The sequence below is a fragment of the Azospirillum sp. NS33 genome, from assembly GCF_059703765.1.
Genome location: NZ_BAAKJB010000020.1, coordinates 1 through 17,089, shown reverse-complemented (window position 1 = coordinate 17,089; position 17,089 = coordinate 1). Strand labels below are relative to the sequence as shown.

17 protein-coding genes and 1 pseudogene are annotated in these 17,089 nt (G+C 70.2%); 7 read left to right on the top strand and 11 right to left on the bottom strand.

Going from position 1 to position 17,089, the window contains the following annotated elements; all coding sequences use genetic code 11:
* Positions 1–2: 2 nt before the first annotated feature.
* Entirely contained in the window at positions 3–671 is a 669-nt protein-coding gene (locus AC6H2I_RS17990; RefSeq protein ID WP_497502057.1) for an HAD family hydrolase, read from the top strand.
* Between the two features lie 25 nt (positions 672–696).
* Here AC6H2I_RS17990 and AC6H2I_RS17985 read toward each other — a convergent pair whose 3' ends face one another.
* On the bottom strand, positions 697–1,593 hold the full coding sequence (locus tag AC6H2I_RS17985; RefSeq protein WP_497502056.1) for an ROK family protein: 897 nt from the start codon (positions 1,591–1,593) through the stop codon (positions 697–699).
* A 92-nt stretch (positions 1,594–1,685) separates the two neighbouring features.
* Here AC6H2I_RS17985 and AC6H2I_RS17980 point away from each other — a divergent pair, with 92 nt between their 5' ends.
* Together AC6H2I_RS17980 and AC6H2I_RS17975 are read left to right on the top strand one after the other, a co-directional pair.
* Complete coding sequence (locus AC6H2I_RS17980; protein WP_497502055.1) at positions 1,686–2,699, top strand: carbohydrate kinase family protein; 1,014 nt, start codon at positions 1,686–1,688, stop codon at positions 2,697–2,699.
* Positions 2,700–2,804: 105 nt separating this feature from the next.
* Entirely contained in the window at positions 2,805–3,740 is a 936-nt protein-coding gene (locus AC6H2I_RS17975; RefSeq protein ID WP_497502156.1) for an AraC family transcriptional regulator, read from the top strand.
* Positions 3,741–3,768: 28 nt separating this feature from the next.
* Here the strand turns inward: AC6H2I_RS17975 and AC6H2I_RS17970 are convergent, their stop codons facing one another.
* The 3 genes from AC6H2I_RS17970 to AC6H2I_RS17960 all read right to left on the bottom strand — a co-directional run bounded on the left by AC6H2I_RS17970 (position 3,769) and on the right by AC6H2I_RS17960 (position 7,845).
* A complete protein-coding gene (locus AC6H2I_RS17970) occupies positions 3,769–5,988 on the bottom strand; it encodes a xanthine dehydrogenase family protein molybdopterin-binding subunit (RefSeq protein WP_497502054.1) in 2,220 nt (739 codons plus the stop codon).
* 3 nt (positions 5,989–5,991) lie between these two features.
* On the bottom strand, positions 5,992–6,444 hold the full coding sequence (locus AC6H2I_RS17965) for a (2Fe-2S)-binding protein (RefSeq protein WP_497502053.1): 453 nt from the start codon (positions 6,442–6,444) through the stop codon (positions 5,992–5,994).
* A gap of 417 nt (positions 6,445–6,861) precedes the next feature.
* Positions 6,862–7,845, bottom strand: a complete 984-nt coding sequence (locus AC6H2I_RS17960) for an MBL fold metallo-hydrolase (protein ID WP_497502052.1) — start codon at positions 7,843–7,845, stop codon at positions 6,862–6,864.
* 131 nt (positions 7,846–7,976) lie between these two features.
* Between AC6H2I_RS17960 and AC6H2I_RS17955 the strand changes: the two genes are divergently transcribed.
* A complete protein-coding gene (locus AC6H2I_RS17955; RefSeq protein WP_497502051.1) occupies positions 7,977–8,891 on the top strand; it encodes a LysR family transcriptional regulator in 915 nt (304 codons plus the stop codon).
* Between the two features lie 337 nt (positions 8,892–9,228).
* Here the strand turns inward: AC6H2I_RS17955 and AC6H2I_RS17950 are convergent, their stop codons facing one another.
* The 7 genes and pseudogenes from AC6H2I_RS17950 to AC6H2I_RS17920 all read right to left on the bottom strand — a co-directional run bounded on the left by AC6H2I_RS17950 (position 9,229) and on the right by AC6H2I_RS17920 (position 13,363).
* Positions 9,229–9,738 carry a type II toxin-antitoxin system VapC family toxin gene (locus tag AC6H2I_RS17950; RefSeq protein WP_497502050.1) on the bottom strand — a complete coding sequence of 170 codons (510 nt, stop codon included), beginning with the start codon at positions 9,736–9,738 and terminating at the stop codon, positions 9,229–9,231.
* Positions 9,722–10,573, bottom strand: a complete 852-nt coding sequence (locus tag AC6H2I_RS17945; RefSeq protein WP_497502049.1) for a hypothetical protein — start codon at positions 10,571–10,573, stop codon at positions 9,722–9,724. Before AC6H2I_RS17945 ends, AC6H2I_RS17950 begins: the two co-directional genes overlap by 17 nt.
* Before the next feature lie 59 nt (positions 10,574–10,632).
* Positions 10,633–10,779, bottom strand: a complete 147-nt coding sequence (locus AC6H2I_RS17940; protein ID WP_497502155.1) for a hypothetical protein — start codon at positions 10,777–10,779, stop codon at positions 10,633–10,635.
* A 28-nt stretch (positions 10,780–10,807) separates the two neighbouring features.
* The gene (locus tag AC6H2I_RS17935) at positions 10,808–11,170 is read right to left on the bottom strand and encodes a transposase (protein WP_497502048.1); all 363 of its coding nucleotides are present in this window, start codon (positions 11,168–11,170) and stop codon (positions 10,808–10,810) included.
* Between the two features lies 1 nt (position 11,171).
* Positions 11,172–11,309: pseudogene (locus AC6H2I_RS17930) on the bottom strand (IS1595-like element ISVer1 family transposase); the annotation flags it as partial.
* A gap of 64 nt (positions 11,310–11,373) precedes the next feature.
* Positions 11,374–12,597 carry an NADP-dependent isocitrate dehydrogenase gene (locus AC6H2I_RS17925; protein ID WP_497502047.1) on the bottom strand — a complete coding sequence of 408 codons (1,224 nt, stop codon included), beginning with the start codon at positions 12,595–12,597 and terminating at the stop codon, positions 11,374–11,376.
* Between the two features lie 181 nt (positions 12,598–12,778).
* Positions 12,779–13,363 carry an LOG family protein gene (locus tag AC6H2I_RS17920; protein ID WP_497502046.1) on the bottom strand — a complete coding sequence of 195 codons (585 nt, stop codon included), beginning with the start codon at positions 13,361–13,363 and terminating at the stop codon, positions 12,779–12,781.
* A 158-nt stretch (positions 13,364–13,521) separates the two neighbouring features.
* On the opposite strand from AC6H2I_RS17920, the gene AC6H2I_RS17915 reads away from it, so the two are divergent.
* From AC6H2I_RS17915 to AC6H2I_RS17905, 3 genes are all read left to right on the top strand, one after another.
* On the top strand, positions 13,522–13,995 hold the full coding sequence (locus AC6H2I_RS17915; RefSeq protein ID WP_497502045.1) for a cytochrome c: 474 nt from the start codon (positions 13,522–13,524) through the stop codon (positions 13,993–13,995).
* 5 nt (positions 13,996–14,000) lie between these two features.
* Positions 14,001–14,894: a c-type cytochrome gene (locus tag AC6H2I_RS17910; RefSeq protein ID WP_497502044.1), complete on the top strand. Its 894-nt coding sequence runs from the start codon at positions 14,001–14,003 to the stop codon at positions 14,892–14,894.
* A 515-nt stretch (positions 14,895–15,409) separates the two neighbouring features.
* A complete protein-coding gene (locus AC6H2I_RS17905) occupies positions 15,410–16,534 on the top strand; it encodes a LysM peptidoglycan-binding domain-containing protein (protein ID WP_497502043.1) in 1,125 nt (374 codons plus the stop codon).
* Positions 16,535–17,089: the final 555 nt, after the last annotated feature.

The window sequence follows — 17,089 nt, the reverse complement described above, 5'->3', positions numbered from 1 at the left end:
CCATGGCCGGGCTGATCGTGTTCGACTGCGACGGCGTGCTGGTGGACAGCGAGCCGATCAGCCTGCGCTGCACCGCCCAGGCCCTCACCGCCGCCGGCTACCCGATCGGCGTGGACGAGGTGCGCAGCCGCTTCCTGGGCATCAGCACCGCCGCCATGGTGCGGGAGGTGGAGCGCGACCTGGGACACGCCATGGCGCAGGGGTTCGTCGACGACCTGCGCCACGCCATCCTCGGCGCCTTCGAACGGGAGCTGCGGCCGATCGCCGGGGTGGCCGGGTTGCTGGGACGGCTCGCCCGCCCGGTCTGCGTCGCCTCCAGCAGTACGCCGGAACGAGTCCGCCTGTCGCTGCGGGTCACCGGCCTGCTGCCGCGCCTCGACCCCCACCTGTTCAGCGCCACCATGGTGGCGTGCGGCAAACCGGCGCCCGACCTCTTCCTGCTGGCGGCGGCCCGCATGGGCGGCGTGCCGCCGGCGACCTGCACGGTGATCGAGGACAGCCCGGCCGGGGTGCGCGCCGGCCGGGCCGCCGGGATGACCGTGTTCGGCTTCGTCGGCGGCAGCCACCTGTCGCCCGCCGTCGACGGCCCCCGCCTGCGCGACGCCGGCGCCCACCGCGTCTTCGCCCGCATGGCCGAGCTGGAGGAGGCGCTGGGTGAGACGGCGGCGTGACCGGCGGCGTGACCGGCGGGTCCGCCTAGGCCGGCCAGAGGCGGGCGGCGGCGCGCACGCCGCTGGCGTCGCCGTGCTTGGCCGGGCGCACCGGGGTGCGGCACTCGCCGCCGAACACCCACGGCGCCATGCGCTCCGGCACCGTGCGGTAGAGCCGGGCGATGTTGGACAGCCCGCCGCCCAGCACGATGACGTCGGGGTCGGCGAGGGTGACCACCTGCGCCAGGGCGCGGGCCAGGCGGTGCTCGTACCGGCTCAGCGCCGCCTCCGCCGCCGCGTCGCCGGGGGCCGCGGCGGCGATCGCCGCCGCGGGACGGTACCGGCCGGCGGCGGCGGCGTGGTCCGCTTCGAACGCCGGCCCGCACAGGTAGGTCTCGATGCAGTCGATACGGCCGCAGAAGCACGGGCGGCCCTGCGCCGGATCGGCCGCGGGGTCAGGCGGCAGCGCGTTGTGCCCCCATTCGCCGGCGGCCCGGTTCGGCCCCTCGTGGATGCGCCCGGCGATGGCGAAGCCACCGCCGCAGCCGGTGCCGAGCACGGCGGCGAACACCACCGCGGCGCCCGCCGCCGCGCCGTCCACCGCCTCCGACGCGGCGAGGCAGTTGGCGTCGTTGGCGCAGCGCACCGGCCGCCGCAGGCACGCCTCGAGGTCGTCGGCGACGGGGTGGCCGACCAGCCAGGTGGAGTTGCACCCCTTCACCAGCCCGGTGGTCGGCGAGATCGAGCCGGGCAGCCCCACCCCCACCGTGCCGCGGGCGCGGAGGTCGCGCTCGATCCCGTCGACCAGCGCCCCGATCGCGGCGATGGTGGCGGTGTAGTCGCCACGCGGCGTGGCGACGCGACGGCGCAGCAGGGCCCGGTCGTCCCGGTCCAGGGCGACCGCCTCGATCTTCGTGCCACCGAGATCCACACCGATCCGCATCGCGCCTCGTCTGGTCCGCGTGGGGCGATCTTAGGCAAACCGGGACAGCGCCGCCAGAGCCCGCCCCGCAACCTTGCATGGGGGATGACACCATGATCCTGTCGTGTGGCGAAGCCCTCATCGACTTTCTTCCCGCACCATTGGCGGCCGACGCCGCCGCCGGGCTCTCCGCCTGGCCCGGCGGCCTTGCCACGCAGCCCGGCGGCTTCGCCGCTCAACTCGGCGGCTTCGCCGCTCAACTCGGCGGCTTCGCCGCTCGGCCCGGCGGCTCGCCGTTCAACGTCGCCATCGGCGTCGCCCGGCTGGCGGTTCCCGCGGCGTTCCTCGGCGGCGTGTCCACCGACCTGTTCGGCGACCAGCTGCTGGCGGCGTTGACCGGAAACGGCGTGGACACCCGGTTCGCCGTCCGCCTGGACGCGCCGACGACGCTGGCCTTCGTCACCCTGCCGGAGACGGGGGAGCCGCGCTACGCCTTCTACGGCACCGGCGCCGCCGACCGCAGCCTCACCGCCGCGGCGGTGCCGGCCGACCTGGGGCCGGTGCGGGCGATCCACGCCGGGTCCTTCAGCCTTGCGGTCGATCCCGCCGGCACCGCGATCGCCGGCCTGCTGGCCCGCGAGCGGGGCCGCCGCTTCCTGTCCCTGGACCCCAACGTCCGTCCGGCGCTGGTGGGGGAACGGGCGGCCTACATCCGCCGCCTGGAAGGGCTGATCGCGCTGGTCGACCTGGTCAAGGTGAGCGGGGCCGATCTGGACTGGCTGCACCCGGGAACACCGGCCGGCGACGTCGCGGCCCGCTGGCTGGCCCTGGGGCCGGAGCTGGTCGTGGTGACCGGCGGAAGCGACGGTGCCCGCGCCTGGCGGCGCCACGGCGGGATCGCCACGCCGGCCGAGCGGGTGACGGTGGTCGACACGGTCGGCGCGGGCGATGCCTTCATGGCCGGCCTGCTGGCCGGGCTGCACGAGCGTGGCCGCCTGGACCGCGCCGCTCTGGCCGCCATGGCGGACGGGGAGCTGGCGGACACCCTGCGCCTGGCCAACCGCGTCGCCGCGCTGACCTGCGCCCGTCCCGGCGCCGACCCGCCGCGGCGCGGCGAGGTCGGCTGAGGCGCGGCGGTCGCGGCGGGAGGGACCGGGAGGAGGCAGGCGGTTGTTTCGGGACGATCCACCATCCATATTGCTCCCTATCGTCGCGATCGTCCCTTGCGAGCCATGGACCCTCTGTCAGACGTCCTTTCCCTTCTGAAGCCCCATGCCTATGTGTCCTCGGGCTTCGATGCCGGCGGGGACTGGGCCGTCCGGTTCGGCGACCAGCACACGCTGATCAAATGCTACGCGGTCGTGTCGGGGGGCTGCTGGCTCACCGTCGACGGCACCAGCCCCCCGGTCCGCCTGGAGGCCGGCGATTGTTTCGTGCTGCCGACCGGTCGGCCGTTCCGGCTGGGCAGCCGGGTCGACGGCCCCTCGATCGCGGCGGGGGAGGTGTTCCCGGCCGCCCGCCGCGGTGGCGCGGTCCAGCTCAACGGCGGCGGCGGGTTGTTCCTCGTCGGCAGCCGGTTCGGTGTCAGCGGCACCCATGCGGACATGCTGCTCGGGCTGCTTCCGCCGATCGTCCACATCCGCGAGCAGGCCGAGCAGGCGGCCCTGCGGTGGTCGGTCGAGCAAATGATGAACGAACTGGGCATCGGGGGGCCAGGCAACGGCCTCGTGATGCGGCATCTGGCGCATCTCATGCTGGTGCAGGCCCTGCGCGTGCACCTCAACGCCAGCGGCGGTGAGGGCGTCGGCTGGTTCTTCACCCTGGCGGACAGGCAACTCGGCGGCACTCTCAAGGCGATCCACGCCGATCCCGCGCATCCATGGACCTTGCAGTCCCTCGGGGCGATTGCCGGGATGTCGCGCTCGACCTTCGCGCTCCGGTTCAAGGAACGGGTGGGCGAGCCGCCGATGCACTACCTGTCCCGGTGGCGCATGGTGCTCGCCTGCGATCGGCTGGAGACGTCCACCGACCCCGTCGCCGCGATCGCCGCATCGCTCGGATACGAGTCGGAAAGCGCGTTCAGCACGGCGTTCAAGCGAGTCATGGGCTGTTCGCCCCGCCAGTGGCGACGGGTGGAGTCCGGAACCGCCGCCGCGGATGCGGGGTGACCGGCCCACCCGTCGCCGTCCGGGCCCGTCAGCCCTCCAGCGCCGCCTTCACCCGGTCCGGGGTGAACGGGTAGTGGCGCAGCCGGACGCCCCCGGTGAGCCGCGCGACGGCGTTGGCGATGGCCGGGCCGGTCGGGGGGAGACCCGCCTGCCCGATCCCGCCGACCGGCGCACCGGGCGTCGGCACCACGGCCACCTCGATCTCGGGCGCCTCGGACATGCGGATCACCCGGTAGGTGTCGAAATTCGACTCCTGCACCTCGCCGTCGACGATGGTGATCTGCTCGAACAGCGCGTGGCCGGTGCCGTTGGTGATGCCGGTCATCATCATCGCCTCGATGTGGAGGGGCTGGATCGCCACGCCCGGATCGATCGCGCACCACACCTTGTGCACCCGGATGACGCCGCTGCCGCGGTCGAGCGAGACCTCGGCCACCTGGGCGCAATGGGAGCCGAAGGCGTCGGAGTAGGCAAGGCCGAGGCCGCGCCCCTCCCGCGCCCGATCCCACTCCGCCATCCGGGCCACGGTCTCGATCACCGCGCGGGCCCGGGGCTGGTCCCTGAGCAGCTCCAGCCGCAACGCCACGGGGTCCACGCCCCGGGCGGCGGCGATCTCGTCGACCACGCATTCGATGGCGAACCGGGTGTACCCGACCCCCACCGCGAACCAGAAGCCGATGGCCAGACCGTTGTCCTGGCGCAGGTACTCGATCCGATGGGCGGGCACGGCGTAGTTGAACAGGGCGCCCTCCGTCACGACGTCGTCGTGGCCGCCGGCCTGCTCGAACAGCGACGGCATCGTGCGCGCGAAGATCGAGTCCGCGACGATGCGATGCCGCCAGCCGACGATGCGCCCCGCCGCGTCGAGTCCGACCGTGACGTGCTGTGCCTCGAGGGGCCGGAACGTGTCGTGCCGGACATCGTCCTCACGGCTCCAGATGACCTTGACCGGCCGCCCTTCCACGGCCTTGGCCAGCGACACCGCGTCGACGATGAAATCCGCCTCCGCCTTGCGCCCGAAGCCGCCGCCGAGCAGGGTCGTGTGCACCGTGACCTTGTCGGGCGTGGTGCCCGCCACGGCCGCCGCGAAACCCTGGGTGCCGGTCGGCCCCTGGGTGGGCGCCCACAGCTCCACCGTGTCGCCGGTGACCAGCGCGGTGGCGTTCATGGGCTCCATGGTGGCGTGGGCGACATGGTCGCTCATGTAGTCGACCGCGATCACCCGCGCCGCCCCGGCGATGGCGGCGGGCGCGTCGCCGCTGCTGTGCGCCTGCACGCCGGTCCGCCCGGTGTCGCGGCCGATGGCGCGGTACGCGTCGAGCAGCCGCGCGCTGCTGTACTGGCGGACCCGTGACGACGTGCTCCAGGAGACGCGGAGCAGCTCCTTGGCGCGTTTGGTCGACTCAACCGTCTCGCCGATGATGCCGACGCCATAGTCCAGCGGAACGATGCGGATGATGCCGGGCAGCGCCCCGGCCTCGGCGTCGTCGATGGCCACCGGCCGCTCCCCCTGCACCGGCGCCCGCAGGACGGCGCCGTACAGCATGTCCGGGCGCTGGACGTCGATGCCGTAGACGGCGGCACCATCGACCTTCGCCGGCACGTCGACCCGCCGGATCGCCCGGCGGCCGATGTAGCGCCACCGGTCGGCCGGCTTCAGGTCGGCCTGCGTCGCCTGGGGCAGCGGATCGGGAAGCACCGCCCCGGCGGCGATCGCGCCGTAGTCGAGGACGCGGCCCGAAGACGGATGCACCACGCGGCTGGGTTCGGTCGTCAGTTCCGCGACCGGCACCTTCAGGAGGCCGGCCGCGCCCGCCAGCAGGATCAGCCGGGTCTGGGCCCCGGTCAGGCGAAGCAGCGCGTGGTAGCCGCGGGTCGACTCGCTGCCGCCGGTGAGCTGGATCCCGTAGAAGCCGGGGTTGCCGTAGGTCTCGGCATCGGACGGCGCCTGCACCACCTGGACGCGGTTCCAGTCGGCGTCCAGTTCCTCGGCGACGAGCAGCGGCAGGGTGGTCATGATGCCCTGCCCCATCTCGACGGCCGGCGAGACGATGGTCACGGTGCCGTCCGCGGCGATGGTGACCCAGGCGTTGGGACGGAATCCGCCTTCCACCGCCGTTGCCATGCCCGCGCCGTCGGCGCGGGCGGGCAGCCCCCCGAAGGCCACGGCCACGCCGAGGCCCCCGGCCGAGACGAGGACGCTGCGCCGCGACAGCGCCCGACACTGGGCCTTCATGGTCCCGGTCATGGCTCAGCCCTCCCGCGCGGCGCGCTGGATGGCGCCGATGATGCGGACATAGGTGCCGCAGCGGCAGATGTTTCCGTCCATGTGCGCGACGATCTCGTCGCGGGTCGGGGCGGGGTTGCTGTCCAGCAGCGCCGCCGCCTGCATGATCTGGCCGGACTGGCAGTAGCCGCATTGCGGCACCTGCTCGGCGATCCAGGCCGTCTGCAGGGGATGGCTGGCGTCCGGTGACAGACCCTCGATGGTGGTCACCTTGCGGCCCGCGACATCCTCAAGAACGGTCTGGCAGGAGCGGGTCGGCACCCCGTCCACGTGGACGGTGCAGGCGCCGCATTGCGCGACACCGCAGCCGAACTTGGTGCCGGTGAGTTTCAGATGCTCGCGAATCACCCAAAGCAGGGGCGTCTCGGGCGCGGCGGCCACGTCGACCGCGCGCCCGTTGATCGTGAAGACTGTCATGATGGCGTCTCTTCAATCTGGGGAGTGGCGTTCGAGGACGGCGACGCGCGCGGCGCGTCACGCCGCGCGGCGCTCCATGGGCGGCGCCACGCGAGCGGCGGTTCCAGGTGATGCCAGACGGCTTGGGACCGGGTCCGCCCCTGTCGGGGCCGGGGCCATCACCGGCTTCATCCCGCACAGGAAAGGACACGTGGGGACCGTCAACAGATCAACACCCGGGACGCGCACGATCACAAGGGCCTGTGACGCCATTGGCATCAGGCAGTCCCGTTGAATGACGTTGTGTCGATCACTGCATCGCCTCCATCCTCTCGGCGATACACTAAGTCGACCTATGGACAGGATCTATGCTTGGACATCCGCGATACCTTTGCGAACGTCCGGATCTGATGCTGGCGGGGTTTCCCCCGCCGCACCTCACAGTGTGAACGCCCACTCGGCCGGGACGAACCGGTATCCGGCGCCGTCCCGGGCGACGTGGCCGAACCCCGGGAACGGCAGATGCATCCCGGCCACCATCACGCGGTCGGACGCCGCACGGTCCAACGCCCGCGCCCGGGTCCGGGCGGCCTGCTGCGCGTCGACGTCGAAGGCGAGCCCCCACGCCGGCCGGGCGAACTGGTAGGCGGCGACGTGGACGGTGTCGGCCCAGATGAACAGCCCCTCGCCCTCGGACTCGAGCAGGAAGCCGGTGTGCCCCGGGGTGTGCCCGGGCAGCGGCACCGCACGCACGGGACCCACGGCCTTGCCCTCCCCGTCGATCCGCCGCAGCCGGCCACCATAGGCCGCCACCGCGGCGCGGGCCCCCAGGAACATCGGCTTCATCGCCTCGGCGGCGCGGTTCAGATGGGCATCGTCGTGCCAGAAGGTGTGGTCGCGCTCGGTGACGACGAGCTCGGCGTTGGCGAACGCCGGCCCCCCCTCCGGCGTCACCGCCCCGTTGATGTGGTCGGGGTGCATGTGGGTGATCAGCACGGTGTCGATCTGCGCCGCGGTCACGCCGGCGGCGGCCAGCATGGCCGGCAGCCGCCCCAGCGTCGGGCCGAACGCGGTCGCGGTGCCGGTGTCGACCAGCACCAGCCGGTCGCCGAGGTTGAGGAGGTAGGCGTTGACCGGGATGCGGCGGGCGCCGGGGGGCAGGAAGGCGGCGTGCGCCAGGGCGTCCGCCTCGGCCGCGTCGGCGCCGACCAGGACCTCGGTCGCGACGTCGAGATGGCCGTCGAGCAGGGCGGTCACCTCGACCGAACCGACCCTGCGGCGCAGGACGCCCGGAACCTGGACGCCCGCCAGCGGCGCCCGGGCGCGGGCCGGGAACGTCGCGCCGCCCGTGGCGACAGCGGCGGCGGTGGCGGCGGCAGCGGTGGCGGCGGCAGACAGAAATCCGCGACGGGAAGGCGACATGGATGGGTCTCCGTTGTGAACCGTCCGGGGTGGACGCGGGCCATCTTCCGCCGCTGCGGGATTTCTTGAAGCGGGCGCGTGGCAATGGCACCTATCATGCCCGCTTATCAATCCTCGCCGGGGAGGCGCCGATGGACCGCCTGACGACCCTGTCCAGTTTCGTGAGCGTCTGCGAGGCCGGCAGCTTCTCGGCGGCCGCACGGGCACTGGGCCTCAGCCAGCCGGCGGTGAGCCAGCAGATCCGTGCCCTGGAGGGGCGCCTCGGCGTGCGGCTGTTCGACCGGACGACCCGGCGGGTGTCCCTGACGGAAGCCGGCGCCCGCTATCTGGAGCATGCCCGGGCGATCCTGGACCGCCTCGACGAGGCCGACCGCACGGTCGGGGATCTCGCCGACAGCATGAGCGGCCGCCTCGCCGTGGGTGCGCCGATCAACTTCGGGACCAGCGTGCTGGCCGACTACCTCATCCGCTTCAAGCGCGTCAACCCGAACCTGATGCTGGACGTGGCCCTGACCGACAGCTTCGTCGACGTGATGGCGGAACGCCTCGACGTGGTGATCCGCCTGGGCATGGTGGCCGACGACCGGCTGGTCGTGCGCCCGCTGGGCGCCATGGAGCGCTGCCTGGCCGCGGCACCCGGCTATCTCGACCGCCGTGGACGGCCGCGGCACCCGGACGACCTGGCGCTGCACGACCACCTGCTCCACGCCCAGCTCCTCACCGGGGAGCGCATCCCGCTGCACGGCCGCGATGGCGACGCGGTGGAGGTCCTGGTGCGGCCGGTGTTCCGCTCCGGCAACGCGCTGCTGATCCAGGAGGCCCTGGTGGCGGGCCTGGGGATCGGCCTCGTGCACGGGCTGATCCTGGCCCCGCTGGTGGCCGACGGCCGGCTCGAACGCGTGCTGCCGGACTGGCGCTACGCACCGCACCCGGTGCACGCGGTCTACCCGTCGAACCGCTACGTCCCCTTGAAGGTGCGGCGCTTCGTCGACGGGCTTGCCCAGCATCTGCGCGCGCTGGGCGCCATCGTCGAGCCGGCGCCGTGAGGCCAGAAAAAAATTAATATATTGCGCGAACCCAGCCTTGCGGCCGAGCTCAAGCCCCTCCATATAATGGGCAAGCGGTAGGTCGGGAGTTCGAGTCTCCCCGGGGGCACCATTGACGCCCTCGTAGCTCAGCTGGATACGAGCGACCGCATTAGACGGCAAAGCCCCGGATTGCTCCGGGGCTTTGTTTCTTTCGGCGTCAACGTCACGATTCGGCGTCACCTTTGCGATGCGCCGTAGCATTTCCTCAAAGGCGGACTCGTTCTCGTCGCAGCCGAGTTCGCGGGCGGCGGCCTTGAACTTGTCCAATTGGCGATCAGCGCTGTTCGAGCCTCCGTCAGGCATCCTCCAGTAACGGCAGGGTTGGTCCACCCATGGACGGCTTGCAGATCTTCAGCATGCCCCCGTCCTGCTTAGCTATCTTGTTGTCTAAGTCCAGCAAGCGACCGTCGAACGTATGCATCTCGTCAACATTAGCAATAGACGCCGTTGCAACATGGGCTGCATCAGGCGGCTTAAGTCCTGTGTAATTGGAAAGCATCAACTGCCGCGCGGTCACGCCAACATATCTGTCCAAATTCACCAACAAAATGTAATCGTTTTCAAAATATGCCGTCAGAACATCCTCGCTGACATTCTCTTTTAGCTCTGTATTTTTGCAAACCTCCACAAGAGATAAGCTCGACGTGACGATTTCGATGTTACTTTTTTTAGCTTGCGCAATAACCGCACGACAAAGAGCCTCCCGATCCTCAAATATTGTTCCGTCCTTATAAATCTTCTCGCGCTGAATTAAGGCAATCCACGCACATGCGTCCCAATAAACGCGCTTAGCTGAGGCGGCCATCACGCAACCTCTCTATGTAATCCTCGGAGCGAAGCCCCCCAGTGAAGTTTTCATCAACAATATCATCAACATCGGGGAGTTCATTGCGATGCCGCAAGAACTGAACGTCGGTTGCTTCCACTTGAGAGATGCGCCCAAGGCCCTTGTAGTGGACTGTACCGATCACAAGAAGGCGTCGACTGCGCCAGACTTCGCTGATCTGGTGCGGCTCAATTTTTCTCAGCGCATGTCCGGAAACGATGCACTTAAGCTCATTTCCTGTGAGACGGTGCTTAATATACAGCAGTCGGCGGCCATAGCCGTCGCGCCCCACACTATGGAACGTGCCTTCGACGGAACCAAGCTCTTTGTATGGCTTGTCGGCCGGCGGCTTTAGTACCAATTTGGTGTTTTCGGCGGCAGTACGCGCAATGAACGGCGTAAGCTCAATATGCGGAAGCCCTTCACCAAAATCCACATCGTTCTTGTCAATTCCATTTGTGACGCGTTCAAATATTTTGTGAGCTTTTGCGAGCACCTCATCACTGAAGTACGGCGGCTTCTCTGCTCTATCTTGGAGAATAGAAAGCCCTTCTGCCGCTACGCGTGTGACAAGCGCCGCACGACGGTCAATATTTGTCGCATAGTGCCTTGGGAACGGCTCAAAGCCCATGTCGAGCGGGCTATTCTTACTAGCCGCAACCACTCGCCACTCAATAGCGCTAGCTCCGTCTTCCGCCACCGCCTCCTCAATGCCCCGCAGTAGATCAAAGTAGTCCCGGATCTGATCGAGCAGATCTTCAACGGTTGGCGCGTCTGTATCCGCGCCCCTCCCGCTGATCTTGATCTTGATCATCCTAGCCATGACACCCTCACCAGACCTGTGCGTCAGGCGGCGGCCACGCACGAGTCCCGTTACGTCACCCGCTTCCCGACGATACCACTCAGCGCAGACATTGTCCGCTCCGCATCCGTGATATGGCGCTCATTGTAGCGGAAATCGAACTCCGCCAGATAGCGGTGAAGGTGCTTCTTTACGCAGTGCTGATGAACGCCCTTCATGCCACGCTTGAAGATGTTGAAGAAACCTTCAATCGTGTTGATTGTGGATCGCACCGCGACCGTACTCGCCCTGGCCGTGACGCACCACGCCGTGGGATGCGAACTCATTACCGAAGCGAACGGACTGGCCGGCTTCGTCCATGCACACCGCGCTTTCCTTGGCGATGTTCTCGCGCAGGATCGGGGCGAGATCCTTGGCCTTCAGGCTGTCCACCACCATGGAGCGGGCGCGGCCGGTCTTGCGGCCCACCAGCGCCAGCACCTTGTGCTTGTGGGCGTAGCCACGGCCCTTCTTGTCGCCCTTGGGCTTCACGGCGCGGTCGTTGCCGATGGACGTCTCGGCCACTTCGAACGTCTCACCCTCGCCGCCCATCGTCTGGAAGCCCAGCATGCGCATCGCCTCCCAGCATGCGCATCGCCTCAAGGAGACGGTGCGTCATGAACCAAGCCGTCGTGTAGATCACTTCCAGCACGCGGTGCAACTGGTGGGAGCTGATGCCATTCTTGGAGGAGCACGACAGATAGCAGGCCTGAGGGGGGAGCCTGCGCTCCCCCCAAACCCGCCGCCGCGCGAGCGCGGCGGTGCCGGAGCCGTCAGCTCCAGGCGGCCATCTTCTTCTGCAGGTTCTCGTCCAGCTTGTCGAGGAACTGGCGGGTGGTCAGCCACGGCTGCTCCGGCCCGATGAGGATCGCCAGGTCCTTGGTCATGTACCCGGACTCCACGGTGTCGATGCACACGCGCTCCAGCGTCTGGGCGAACCGGGTGACGTCGGGGGTGTCGTCGAACTTGCCGCGGTAGGCCAGGCCCTGGGTCCAGGCGTAGATCGAGGCGATCGGGTTGGTCGAGGTCTCCTTGCCCTTCTGGTGCTCGCGGTAGTGGCGGGTCACCGTGCCGTGGGCCGCCTCGGCCTCGATGGTCTTGCCGTCGGGCGTCATCAGCACCGAGGTCATCAGCCCCAGCGAGCCGAAGCCCTGGGCCACCACGTCGGACTCCACGTCGCCGTCGTAGTTCTTGCAGGCCCAGACGAATCCGCCCTCCCACTTCAGCGCCGAGGCGACCATGTCGTCGATCAGCCGGTGCTCGTAGGTCAGGCCCTTGGCCTTGAACTGGTCGGCGTAGTGGGCGTCGAACACCTCCTGGAAGATGTCCTTGAAGCGCCCGTCATAGGCCTTGAGGATCGTGTTCTTGGTGGACAGGTAGACCGGGAAGCCGCGCTCCAGCGCGTAGACGAAGCTGGAGTGGGCGAACCCCTCGATCGACTCGTCGAGGTTGTACATGCCCATGGCGACGCCGGCACCGGGGAAGTTGAACACCTCGTGCTCGATCGGCGCGCCGCCGTCCTCGGGCACGAACTTGATGGTCAGCTTGCCCGGGCCCGGCACCGTGAAGTCGGTCGCCTTGTACTGGTCGCCGAAGGCGTGGCGCCCGATGACGATCGGCTTCTGCCAGCCGGGAACGTAGTGGGGGATGTTCTTGCAGACGATCGGCTCGCGGAAGACGGTGCCGCCGATGATGTTGCGGATGGTGCCGTTGGGCGACCGCCACATCTTCTTGAGGTTGAACTCCGCAACGCGCGCCTCGTCGGGGGTGATGGTGGCGCACTTGACGCCCACGCCGTACTGCTTGATCGCGTTGGCGGCGTCGATGGTGATCTGGTCGTTCGTGCGGTCGCGCTCCTCGACCCCGAGATCGTAGTACTTCAGGTCGATGTCGAGGTAGGGAAGGATCAGCTTGTCCTTGATGAACTGCCAGATGATGCGCGTCATCTCGTCGCCGTCGAGCTCGACGACCGGCGTGGCAACCTTAATCTTCGTCATGGGTGCGGTTTCTCCCCCTTGGGGTTTGGGCGTCGTATGTGCTTGGGCGCCGGGCGCGCCATCCAGCGGGCGTTCCCAGGGTCGTGCGGCGTCGCGCTCGGACCCCGGGCATCCCGGACGGAGGCAACGGCCGCTTTATAGACCGCCGCGGCGCAGAAAGGAAGGTGCCGGCGGGGGCGCGCTAGAGGTGGCGCGCCGCCGTGCCGATGGCCGGATCCGGCTGCCGGGCGAGGGCGTCGAACACCGCCTCCACCGAGTCGACGACGACGAACAGGTCACGGTTCTCGGGGCGGCAGAATCCTTCCGCGACCAAGTGGTCGACCAGGCTCTGCAGGCGCTCCCAATAACCGTCGACGTTGACCACGACGATCGGCTTGTCGTGCAGGCGCAGCTGGCGCCAGGTCAGCACCTCGAAGGTCTCGTCCAGGGTGCCGAGGCCGCCGGGCAGCACCACGAAGGCGTCGGACCGCTCGACCATCAGGCGCTTGCGGGTGTGCATGCTGTCCACCACCACCAGCTCGCTGAGTCCGGTGTGCTCCACCTCCAGCGACTGGATGTGTTCGGGGATGATGCCCACGGCGCGCCCGCCGGCGGCCAGCGTCGCGTCGGCGACGATGCCCATCAGGCCGACCCGGCCGCCGCCGTACACCAGCTGGATGCCGCGCCGCGCCAGCCCTTCGCCCAGCGTGTGGGCGGCCGCCTTGTAGACGTCGGCGACGCGGCTGGAGGAGCCGCAGTAGACGCACACCGATCCCGGAGCCTTCATGCCGAATCCTCCCTGGCGTGCGGCCTCACGATCCTGTGATTGGCCGCCAACGGCAGCCCGTTACACCATCGCTGCGGGAATGACAAGGCCGGCCCCCGCCCGGGCGGGGGCCGGCCTTTGCCCGCCACGCCCACATCCGTCCTTGGGAGACCAACCCGATGCGAACACCACTGCACCAGATCGCCGCCGCCGCCGTCCTCGCCGCCTCGCTGTGCGGCGGCGCCGTCGTGGCGCTCGCGGCCGACCCGATGGAGCAGGTCGAGGCCCGCGAGAAGCTGATGAAGACACTGGGCGGCGGCATGAAGGCCGTGGCCGGCTTCGTCAAGAACGAGGGCGCCACCGCCGCCGACGTGGAGAAGGCCGCCGCGGCGATGGCCGAGGTCGCCGCCACGGACGCCAAGATGGTGTTCCCCGAAGGCACCGCCATCGGCGTCGGCGACAGCGAGGCCAAGCCCGAGCTCTGGGCGAACTGGTCCAAGGCGGAGGGGTTCTGGAACGACCTCGCCCCTGCCGCCGCACAGCTCAAGACCGCCGCGGCCAGCGGCGAGCGGGCGCAGGTCGCCAAGGCCATGCAGGGGCTGGGCAAGCTGTGCCAGTCCTGCCACGAGAATTTCCGCCAGAAGAAGGACTGACGGGGATGCGCGCCGCCGCCGTCCTGCTGGCAGCCCTGCTGTGCCCGGCCGCGCCCGGCACCGCGGCGCGGGCCGCCGAGCCGCCGCCGGCCGGCGACCCCGCGGCGTCCGACCCGGTGACCCGGGGGGCGTACATCTTCGCCGCCGCGGGCTGCCTCGGCTGCCACACCGACAAGGAGGGCGGCGGCGCGCCGCTCGCCGGCGGGCGGGCGCTGGAAACGCCCTTCGGCACCTTCTACAGCCCCAACATCACCCCCGATCCGGAGCACGGGGTCGGCACCTGGACCGACGCCACGTTCCTGCGGGCAATGCGGCACGGCGAGGGGCCCGACGGCAAGACCCTGTTTCCCGCCTTCCCCTACACGGCCTACACGCGCATGACCGACCGCGACCTGGCGGACCTCAGGGCGTACCTGGTCTCCCGCCCGGCGGTGGCGACCGCCAACCGGCCGCACGACCTCGACCCGCCGTTCGGCTGGCGCTTCCTGCTGCCGGTCTGGCAGTGGCTGTACCTGGAGCCGGGGCCGGTGGCCGAGGACCCCGGCCGCTCCGCCGACTGGAACCGCGGGCGCTACCTGGTGGAGGCGCTGGGCCACTGCGCGGAGTGCCACAGCCCGCGCACCGTCCTCGGCGGGCTCGACGCCGGCGCGGCCATGGCCGGCAACCCCGACGGTCCGGAGGGGGAGGCGGTGCCGCCGATCACCCAGGACGTCGAGCGCGGCATCGGCGCCTGGTCGGTCGGTGACATCGAGCTGTTCCTGGAAATCGGCATGATGCCGGACGGTGACTTCGCCGGTGGCGCCATGGGGGAGGTGGTCACCAACTCCACATCGAAGCTCACCGCCGGCGACCGCCACGCCATGGCCGTGTATCTGAAGGCGCTCCCTCCCGGCCCGTGAACCGGCCTTTCGGGGGAGGCGGCGTACGCAATCGCTGGCCCGAAGGCGTACTGCGCTGTTGATCCGCCGCGCGGAACGGTCGATATTTGCGTGACAACCGGCCGCTTGGGTCGGCGATCCGATGCGGATGTGCGGCGGTGAAAGTCCATTTCCTTCTTGGCGGTGCGGCCGCGCTCCTGGCCGGAGGCGCCGCCGTGGTGTTCAACACCCGGACCGACGCCCCGCCGGCGCCCCGGGCCGATGCCGTCGCTGTGATCGCCCCCACACAGCCGGCCGCGCCGTCCCGGGACGGCGTGGCGGCGCCGTCTCCGCCCCCGCCGGCCGCGGACGGGCCGGCCCCGGGGGCCGCGGCCCCTCCGGCCCCGGGGGCCTCGGCCACCTCGGCCACCGTGCCGGCGGACCAACCGCCACCGGCCACCGGAACGACCGCCATCGAAACCACCGGGACCGGCACCGCGCCGCCCGACGCGGCCGCCCCCGCTATGGCCGTCGCTGGCCCGCCGCCGGAGTTCGACGTGGTGCGTATCACGCCGGCCGGAGAGGCGCTGATCGCCGGCCGGGCCGCGCCCGGCGCGCGGGTGACGGTGCTGGATGCCGGACAGCCGCTCGGCGAGGTGCAGGCCGACCGGCGCGGCGAATGGGTGTTCCTGCCCACCGCGCCGCTGCCGCCGGGCAGCCGCGAATTGAGCCTGGTGGCGCGGTCCGGGGACAGCGCCGCGCCCGGCGCCCCGACCATCGCCTCCGAACGCGTGGTGGTGCTGGTCGTGCCGGAACCGGATCGCGACGTGGCCGGGCGGCCCAGCGCCGCCCCGTCCACCCCCCTCGCCGTCGCCGTGCCGCGCCACGGGCTGGGCCCATCGACCGTGCTGCAGGCGCCCCCGGCGCCGGGGCCGGACCCTGCCCCGGACGCGTCCACGCCCGCCGCGGCCGCCCTGGCGGACGCCGGACCGGCCGCGCCGAGCGCGCCGGCCGCCGGCACGGCGGTGGATGAGACGGGGGCGGAGACGGGGGCGGAGACGGGGGCGGAGACGGCGGCCGAGATGATGGTTGCCGCCGGGGCGCCCGCACCGCCACCCGCGGCGCCGCCGGACATGCCGCCCGCCCGTGGCGGAGCCTCGTCCGCCATGGCCCCGCCCCTGGAGGCGCCAGCCCCCGTCGCGGCGGCGGCACCCGCCCCGCCACCCCTGCCCGCCGGCGGTGTGACGGTGGAGACGCTGGACTACGACGAGGCCGGCCATGTGGCGATGGGGGGCATGGCCCAGCCCGGCGCCGCCGTGCAGCTCTATCTGAACAACCTGCTGGTCGGCCGCGCCCACACCGACCCGGACGGCCAGTGGCGGCTGCGCCCGGACCGGCTGATCGATCCGGGCATCTACACGCTGCGCGCCGACCAGGTGTCCGCGACGGGCAAGGTGACCTCCCGGGTGGAGCTGCCGGTGCAGGTTTCGGACGTGCCGCCCGACATGCCCCGGGACGGCCGGGTGATCGTCCAGCCCGGCAACAGCCTGTGGCGGATCGCCCGGCGCACCTATGGGGACGGGTTCCTCTACACCTTGATCTACCGCGCCAACGCGGAGCGGATCCGCGACCCGGACATGATCTATCCCGGACAGATCTTCAGCCTGCCGGCCACGCAGTAGCGCCAGCCGGATCGCCGCGGTGCGGGTTCTCCGGCACCGCGCAGCGCCGGATCAGACCACGCCGGCGAAGCTGAGGACGGCGATCACCACGACCACGACACCGATGATGTAGAAAACGCTGTGCATCTGACGCTCCGTCTGTGAGTGGCGCGCCGGTCTGGTGTCATGGCTCGACAGCCGCGACGCCGGCGCCCTTTACGAACGGAACGGCAGCGTTCGTGTTCCTTTCGCCAAAGGGGGTGCCACCTGCTGCCAGCGGTTTCGACCCGGGCGTTCCAAGGGCCAGGCGGCCCAAACCCTGGCAGCCTAGGGTCTGTTGAGATTCGGGATTCCATCAGGAGCTTAATCGTGATTCAAGCTCCTGATGGAACGCTTTGTGAACCGCACCGGGTTTCCCGGAGGCCATTTTGCTTGAGTCACGCCGCCATGACGACGTCCTCGGTTTGAACCGCCCCGGGTTTCCCGGAGGCCCCATTTCCTGAGAAGATGGGGTCATCATGACGAAGCAGACATCACCCAAGTTCGCCCCTGAAGTCCGCGAGCGCGCGGTTCGGA

Coding starts and splice junctions, on each gene's coding strand:
- AC6H2I_RS17945 (WP_497502049.1), bottom strand. CDS start 10,573: ATGATCAAGATCAAGATCAGCGGGAGGGGCGCGGATACAGACGCGCCA.
- AC6H2I_RS17925 (WP_497502047.1), bottom strand. CDS start 12,597: ATGACGAAGATTAAGGTTGCCACGCCGGTCGTCGAGCTCGACGGCGAC.
- AC6H2I_RS17920 (WP_497502046.1), bottom strand. CDS start 13,363: ATGAAGGCTCCGGGATCGGTGTGCGTCTACTGCGGCTCCTCCAGCCGC.
- AC6H2I_RS17970 (WP_497502054.1), bottom strand. CDS start 5,988: ATGACCGGGACCATGAAGGCCCAGTGTCGGGCGCTGTCGCGGCGCAGC.
- AC6H2I_RS17985 (WP_497502056.1), bottom strand. CDS start 1,593: ATGCGGATCGGTGTGGATCTCGGTGGCACGAAGATCGAGGCGGTCGCC.
- AC6H2I_RS17910 (WP_497502044.1), top strand. CDS start 14,001: ATGCGCGCCGCCGCCGTCCTGCTGGCAGCCCTGCTGTGCCCGGCCGCG.
- AC6H2I_RS17975 (WP_497502156.1), top strand. CDS start 2,805: ATGGACCCTCTGTCAGACGTCCTTTCCCTTCTGAAGCCCCATGCCTAT.
- AC6H2I_RS17960 (WP_497502052.1), bottom strand. CDS start 7,845: ATGTCGCCTTCCCGTCGCGGATTTCTGTCTGCCGCCGCCACCGCTGCC.
- AC6H2I_RS17940 (WP_497502155.1), bottom strand. CDS start 10,779: ATGAAGGGCGTTCATCAGCACTGCGTAAAGAAGCACCTTCACCGCTAT.
- AC6H2I_RS17965 (WP_497502053.1), bottom strand. CDS start 6,444: ATGACAGTCTTCACGATCAACGGGCGCGCGGTCGACGTGGCCGCCGCG.
- AC6H2I_RS17980 (WP_497502055.1), top strand. CDS start 1,686: ATGATCCTGTCGTGTGGCGAAGCCCTCATCGACTTTCTTCCCGCACCA.
- AC6H2I_RS17915 (WP_497502045.1), top strand. CDS start 13,522: ATGCGAACACCACTGCACCAGATCGCCGCCGCCGCCGTCCTCGCCGCC.
- AC6H2I_RS17950 (WP_497502050.1), bottom strand. CDS start 9,738: ATGGCCGCCTCAGCTAAGCGCGTTTATTGGGACGCATGTGCGTGGATT.
- AC6H2I_RS17955 (WP_497502051.1), top strand. CDS start 7,977: ATGGACCGCCTGACGACCCTGTCCAGTTTCGTGAGCGTCTGCGAGGCC.
- AC6H2I_RS17935 (WP_497502048.1), bottom strand. CDS start 11,170: ATGCTGGGCTTCCAGACGATGGGCGGCGAGGGTGAGACGTTCGAAGTG.
- AC6H2I_RS17990 (WP_497502057.1), top strand. CDS start 3: ATGGCCGGGCTGATCGTGTTCGACTGCGACGGCGTGCTGGTGGACAGC.